The sequence below is a fragment of the Streptomyces sp. ISL-94 genome, from assembly GCF_018614075.1.
Lineage (GTDB): Bacteria > Actinomycetota > Actinomycetes > Streptomycetales > Streptomycetaceae > Streptomyces.
On record NZ_JAGGOZ010000133.1, the window covers coordinates 25907 to 32700 of the forward strand.

Annotated in this window: 5 protein-coding genes; 3 read left to right on the forward strand and 2 right to left on the reverse strand. The window is 71.9% G+C overall.

All coding sequences use genetic code 11. The features are described from left to right. Positions 1 to 3 precede the first annotated feature (3 nt). Complete coding sequence (locus tag J7E94_RS32830) at positions 4 to 1278, reverse strand: extracellular solute-binding protein (protein WP_215020480.1); 1275 nt, start codon at positions 1276 to 1278, stop codon at positions 4 to 6. A 222-nt stretch (positions 1279 to 1500) separates the two neighbouring features. On the opposite strand from J7E94_RS32830, the gene J7E94_RS32835 reads away from it, so the two are divergent. The 3 genes from J7E94_RS32835 (at position 1501) to J7E94_RS32845 (ending at position 5178) form a co-directional block, all read left to right on the forward strand. Next, positions 1501 to 3123: a glycoside hydrolase family 13 protein gene (locus J7E94_RS32835; RefSeq protein WP_215020481.1), complete on the forward strand. Its 1623-nt coding sequence runs from the start codon at positions 1501 to 1503 to the stop codon at positions 3121 to 3123. A gap of 26 nt (positions 3124 to 3149) precedes the next feature. Next, on the forward strand, positions 3150 to 4181 hold the full coding sequence (locus J7E94_RS32840; protein ID WP_215020482.1) for a LacI family DNA-binding transcriptional regulator: 1032 nt from the start codon (positions 3150 to 3152) through the stop codon (positions 4179 to 4181). Between the two features lie 112 nt (positions 4182 to 4293). Next, positions 4294 to 5178: a phosphatase PAP2 family protein gene (locus J7E94_RS32845; RefSeq protein ID WP_215020483.1), complete on the forward strand. Its 885-nt coding sequence runs from the start codon at positions 4294 to 4296 to the stop codon at positions 5176 to 5178. Positions 5179 to 5186: 8 nt separating this feature from the next. Here J7E94_RS32845 and J7E94_RS32850 read toward each other — a convergent pair whose 3' ends face one another. Next, positions 5187 to 6776 (reverse strand): amidohydrolase, encoded by a 1590-nt coding sequence (locus tag J7E94_RS32850; protein ID WP_215020484.1) that lies wholly within the window; start codon positions 6774 to 6776, stop codon positions 5187 to 5189. Between the last annotated feature and the right edge of the window lie 18 nt (positions 6777 to 6794).

A 6794-nucleotide genomic window follows, 5' to 3' on the forward strand; every position in this document is an offset into this window, starting at 1 on the left:
CTTCTACTTCCAGCCCTTGAGGATCTTGCGGAACTCGGCGCCGGCCGCCTTGGCGGCGTCCTCGGGGCTCGACGCCCCGGTGATCGCCTTGGTGTACTCGACCTTCAGCGGCTCGAAGAGGGAGCCGTTCTCCGGGATCCAGGCGCGCTCGACGGCCTTGTCCACGGCCGGCTTGAAGAACTGCACCATCTCGCTGCTCTTGACGTCCGGCTGGTCGTAGGCGGCGGTGCGGGTGGGGAGCAGGCTCAGCTCCTTGGCCGACTGCACCTGGACCTCCTGCGAGGTCATGTACTCGACGAAGGCGTGGGCCGCGGCGCGGTTCTTGGAACCGGCGTAGACGGCGAGGTCGTGGCCGCCCTGCGGGGCGCCCGCCTTGACCGAGCCGGCCGGGACGGGGGCGACGCCGAGGTTGGCCTTGTCCTTGAACTGGTCGCCGGCGTAGCTGTCGGCGACCGCCCACGGGCCGTTGATCATCATGGCGGCCTGCCCGGTCTTGAAGGCAGTCTGCATGTTGTTCCAGCCGTCGGTGGCGTTGGTGATCGCCGCGCCCGAGGTGACCAGGTCGCGGGCGGTCTTGAAGGCCTTGACGCCGGCCGCGTTGTCGACGGTGACGGTCTTGTTCTTGGCGTCGACGAGGTCGCCGCCCTCACCGTAGATCAGCGGGAGGAACCAGTAGGAGTCGTCGCCGCGCAGGTAGAGCCCGGCCTTGCCGGTCTTCTCCTTGATGGCCGCGGCGGCGGTCTTCAGCTCCTCCAGCGTCTTGGGGGGCTGGACGCCGGCGTCGGCGAGCATCTTCTTGTTGTAGAAGAGGCCGAGGGTGTCGATGACCTGCGGCACGGCGTAGGTCTTGCCCTCGTACTTGCCGCTGGCCGCAGCCTGCGGGAGGAACTCGGCGTCGACCTTCTTGGCCGTCTCGGCCGGCACCTCGTCGAGGTACTGGAGCGAGGCGAAGTCCGCGACCCAGCCGACGTCGGCGCGGATCACGTCAGGGGCGTCGGAACCGCTGCTGAAGGCGTTCTTGACCTTGTTCTGCGCGTCGCCGTACGGGACGTTGACGTACTTGACGGTCACCTTCGGGTGCTTCGCGGTGAACGCCTCGGCGATCTTCTGGAAGCTGGCCTTCTCGGCGTCGTTCGAGGTGTCCCACCACGTGACCGTGCCGGAAAGCTCGCCGCCGGCCTTGGTCTCGCCACCGTCGTTTTTGGTGTCACCGCCGCAAGCCGTTGCCGCGAGCGCCAGGGTCGCGACCAGCGCGGTGGCCGCTATGCCACGCCGCATATGAACTCCTTCGATGATCCCGGCCGCGCCCTCGCGGTCCCGAGTTGCCAGGAACGTAACAAGACTGAAAGCCGACCGAAAGAGCTTGCGGCAATTTTCTGCAAGACCTGGGGATCGTTACATCCGCGTATCCGGACGGTTGCCGCAGCTTGCTGTTAGTTCGAGTCACCTTCGACCCTCCGGGCCCGCAACCAGGGGGCCTGTGCTCGCGTTGACCCCGATATGACCCACGAGCTGACGGCCGCCCCGCTTGCAAGCGCTTCCAGCGATACCACCGCAAGCGGCAGCTGGTGGCGTGATGCCGTCATCTACCAGGTGTACGTCAGGTCCTTCGCCGACAGCGACGGCGACGGCGTCGGGGACCTGCGCGGGGTCCGCGAGCGCCTCCCCCACCTGGCCCGCCTCGGGGTCGATGCCGTGTGGCTCACCCCCTTCTATGTCTCCCCGCAGGCGGACGGCGGCTACGACGTCGCCGACTACCGGGCCGTCGACCCGCTCTTCGGGGACCTCTCCGACGCCGACGAGCTGGTCCGCGCCGCGCACGCGCTGGGGCTGCGGGTCATCGTGGACGTGGTGCCGAACCACACCTCCGAGCGGCACCCCTGGTTCCGCGCCGCCCTCGCCGGGGAGCCCGGGGCCCGGGAGCGCTACCTCTTCCGCCCGGGGCGGGGCCCCGCCGGGGAGCTCCCGCCCAACGACTGGGAGTCGGTCTTCGGCGGCCCCGCCTGGACCCGCGTCCCCGACGGCGCCTGGTACCTCCACCTCTTCGCCCCCGAGCAGCCCGACCTGGACTGGGACAACCCGGAGGTCGCCGCCGAGTTCTCCTCCGTGCTGCGCTTCTGGCTCGACCTCGGCGTCGACGGCTTCCGCATCGACGTCGCCCACGGCATGGTCAAGGCCTCCGGCCTGCCCGACATCGGCCGCGGCGCCCAGGCCACCCTCATCGGCACCGAGCCGCTCCCCTTCTTCGACCAGGACGGGGTCCACGAGATCCACCGCTCCTGGCGCCGGCTCCTGGACTCCTACGCGGGGCAGCGCATCGGCGTCGCCGAGGCCTGGGCCCCGACCTCCGAGCGGCTCGCCCTCTACGTCCGCCCCGACGAGATGCACCAGGCCTTCAACTTCCGCTTCCTGAACTGCCCGTGGGACACCGTCGCGATGCGGACCGTCATCGACGAATCGCTGGCCGCCACCAACTCGGTGGGCGCGCCGACCACCTGGGTGCTGTCCAACCACGACGTCGTACGGCACGTCACGCGGTACGGGGGCGGGGCGCAGGGGCTGGCCCGCGCCCGGGCCGCCGCCCTGCTGATGCTGGCCCTGCCCGGCTCCGCGTACGTCTACCAGGGCGAGGAGCTCGGCCTCCCGGAGGTGGTGGACCTCCCGGCCTCCGCCCGCCGGGACCCCGCCTTCCACCGCACCGCCGGACAGGACGGGCTGCGCGACGGCTGCCGGATCCCGCTGCCCTGGTCGGGGGACGAGCCCCCGTACGGCTTCGGCCCGGCCGGCAGCTGGCTCCCGCAGCCCGCCGACTGGGCCGGCTTCAGCGTCGCCGCCCAGACCGGCGACCCGCACTCCACGCTGGAGCTCTACCGCGCCGCCCTGGAACTGCGCCGCGCGCTCCCCGGCCTCGGCGCCCCGGAGGCGGGCCCGCTGACCTGGCTGCCGGCCCCCGAAGGCGTCCTCCTCTTCACCCGGCCCGGTTTCGCCTGCACGCTCAACAGCCGCCCGGCCCCGGTCGAACTGCCCGCACCCGGGCGTCCCGTGCTTTCCAGCTCCCCGGTGGAGACGGACGGCCGCACCGTCCGGCTTCCCCCGGATTCGTGCACGTGGTGGGCATTTTGACGTGGCTGCCGGTACAGTCCCATCCCGTGACCGCACGGCTAGCCGACATCGCAGCCCAGGCGGGGGTCAGTGAAGCCACAGTCAGCCGCGTGCTCAACGGCAAGCCCGGTGTGGCGGCGGGCACCCGCGAGTCCGTACTGGCCGCGCTCGACGTGCTCGGCTACGAGCGGCCCGTACGGCTGCGCCAGCGCAGCGCCGGGCTCGTCGGGCTGATAACCCCGGAGCTGGACAATCCCATCTTCCCGGCGCTCGCCCAGGTCATCGGGCAGGCGCTGACCCGCCAGGGCTACACGCCGGTGCTGGCCACGCAGACGCCCGGCGGGTCCACCGAGGACGAGCTCACCGAGATGCTGGTCGACCGCGGGGTCTCCGGGATCATCTTCGTCTCCGGACTGCACGCTGACACCACGGCCGACATGGGCCGCTACGACCAACTCCGCGGGCAGGGCGTCCCGTACGTCCTCATCAACGGGTTCTCCGACAAAGTGCAGGCCCCCTTCGTCTCCCCCGACGACCGGGCCGCGATGCAGCTCGCCGTCACCCACCTCACCGCGCTCGGGCACACCCGCATCGGGCTCGCGGTCGGACCGAAGCGGTTCGTCCCGGTGCTCCGCAAGATCGAGGGCTTCCGGGTCGCGATGAAGGAGCGGCTCGGGCTGGGCGAGGCCGAGACCGAAGAGCTGATCCAGCACTCCCTGTACTCGCTGGAGGGCGGCCAGGCCGCCGCGGCGGCGCTCATCGCGCGCGGCTGCACGGCGGTGGTGTGCGCGAGCGACATGATGGCGCTCGGCGCGATCCGCGCCGCCCGTCAGCAGGGGCTGAAGGTGCCGCAGGAGGTGTCGGTGGTCGGTTTCGACGACTCCCCGCTCATAGCGTTCACCGATCCGCCGCTCACGACGATCCGGCAGCCCGTGCAGGCCATGGGGCAGGCGGCCGTCCGGACCCTGCTGGAGGAGATCGGCGGTACGCCGGCCCCGCACAGCGAATTCGTCTTCCTACCCGAACTGGTCGTGCGCGGCTCCACGGCATCCGGTCCCGGGCAGCGGAGAAGGACGTAACGGGCGGGAAGGACGTAAGGGCCACGTGTCGTCCGCAGGGCTGAGCGGCTGCGGGGAAGACCGTCCCGAGGGATGATCGGAGGCGAGACGGCATCTGGCAGACTCCTATCCCATGGGTGAAGCGAGCGTGAAGACACTGGAAACCCGGACGGATGTCTCGTCACCCACGGTGAGCGAGCTCGAGACCCGCCCGGGCTCCGGCCGCACGCTGCTGAGCCGGCTGCGGTCCCCGCGCCGGCCGCGCCTCTGGTTCGAGATCGCGCTCATCGCGGTCAGCTACTGGACGTACTCGCTCATCCGCAACGCGGTCCCCGAGCAGAAGGGGGCCGCTCTCGCGAACGCCGACTGGATCTGGGGTATCGAGCGCACCCTGGGTATTGCCGCCGAGCAGTCGGTCAATCACGCCGTCAACTCGGTGACCTGGCTGATCGTGGGCATGAACTACTACTACGCCACGCTCCACTTCATCGTGACCATCGGCGTACTGGTGTGGATCTACCGCTTCCATCCCGGGCGTTACGCACCCACCCGCCTCGTCCTCTTCGCCACCACGGGCGTGGCCCTGGTCGGCTACTACTTCTACCCGCTCGCGCCGCCCCGGCTGATGAACGGGCAGGACTTCGTCGACACCGTGCTGGTCCACCACACCTGGGGCTCCATGGCCTCCGGAAACCTGAAGCACATGTCGAACCAGTACGCCGCCATGCCGTCGATGCACATAGGGTGGTCGCTCTGGTGCGGGCTGACGATCTTCGCGGTCGCCTCCGCCCCCTGGGCCCGGATCCTGGGCCTGCTCTACCCGACGGCGACCCTCGTCGTCATCGTGGCCACCGCCAACCACTTCTGGCTCGACGCCGTGGGCGGCATGCTCTGCCTGGCCTTCGGCTTCGCCCTCTCGCGGAGCTGGTACGGCTCGCTCCCGCACCGGCTGCCGCGCCACCCGGTGCACAGCGGCCCGCACCCGTTCTCCGGCGCGTTGAACCGCTTCCGCCGCTAGTACCGGTTTCACAGACCGCCGTCCCGGTGCGTGATCCGGCCGCCCGACATCGTGAGGCGGACCGGTGCCTCGGCCAGTTCGTCCGGCGGGGCAGTGACCGGGTCGAGGCCGAAGGCCGTCAGATCCGCCCGGCAGCCGGGCGCGATCCGGCCCGCCACCCGCTCCTCCCCGGCCGCGAGCGCCGCGTGCGAGGTCAGGCCCTCCAGTGCCATCAGCCCGGTCAGGGCCGGGCCCGCCGAGGCAGCGCCCAGCGGGCTGCGGGCGGTGACCAGCACCTGGCGGGCGTCGTAGTCGGCGATGGGCCAGTCCGACCCGAGCGCGAGAACGGCCCCCGCGTCCCGCAGGTCCCGGCAGCGCCAGGCCCGGGCGGCCCGGTCCCCGCCCAGCCGCTTCGACCACTCGTCGGTGTGGTCGGCCCGGGTGTACGCGGTGTGCGGCGGCTGCATCGAGGCGATCACCCCGAGCTCCGCGAACCGCTTCAGCTGGTCGTCGGGGACCGTCTCGATGTGCTCGATCCGGTGCCGCATCCGGGCCTGCCGGCCGAGCGAGGCCACCGTGTCCAGGACGTGGCGGACGGCCGCGTCGCCGATGGCGTGGGTCGCGGTGCGCACCCCGGCCGCGTCGAGGACCCGTACGGCCCGGGCGTAGGCCTCGGGCTCGGGCCAGAAGGCGTCGGTGCCCTGGCCGTGGCAGTCGGCGTGCTCCAGCCAGGCGGTGCCGCCCTCGACGGTGCCGTCCATGAAGAACTTCACGCCGCCGACCTGCCAGTGGCGGCCGCCGAGGCGCTGGAGCCCGATCAGCTCGTCGAGGTCCTGCGCGGTGGCCCCCGGCATGCACCAGGGGGCCAGGCGCAGCCGCAGCGGCAGGTCGCCCTCGTATTCGACGGTGGCGAGGAGGGCCGGTACGTCTCCGTCGCCGAGGTCCATGACGTGGGCGCCGGTGAGCCCGGTGGCGGCCATGGCGCCGAGCAGTGCGACGAGGCGGGCGCGGCGCTGGGCGTAGGAGGGCTTCGGCACGAGGGCGCCGACGAGGGCCATCGCGGCGTGTTCGACGAGGTGGCCGGTGGGCCGGCCGTCGGCGTCGCAGACGATCTCGGAGCGCTGGGCGAAGGCGCGGGGGCCGGTGATCCCGGCGGCGGCCAGGGCCGCGCCGGTCACCAGCGCGGAGTGGCCGTCGTAGAGGCGCAGGAAGGCAGGGGCGCCGGCCAGCGCCTCCTCGATCAGGCTGCGGTGGACGGGGCGGCCGCCGAAGGCGTTGTGGTCGAGGCCGTGGCCGGTCACCCAGCCGCCGGGGCCGCGGTCCGCGGTGCGCAGGGCGGCGCGCAGCTGGTCGAGGTCGCGGACGGCGGAGAGGTCGGTGCCTTCTGCCATCTCGATGCCCCAGACCGGGTGGCTGTGTGCGTCGGTGAGGCCGGGGGTGAGGGTGGCGCCGTGGAGATCGACCAGCTCGGTGCCGGAGCCGCGCCAGTCGCGTACGTCGGCCTCGTCGCCGACGGCAACGATCTCGCCGTCGCGGACGGCTACGGCGCGGGCCTCGGGGCGGGCGGGGTCGAGGGTGCGGACACGGGCTCCGGTGAGGACGGTGTCGGGAGCGGGCACGGCGGTTCCCTAAGAATG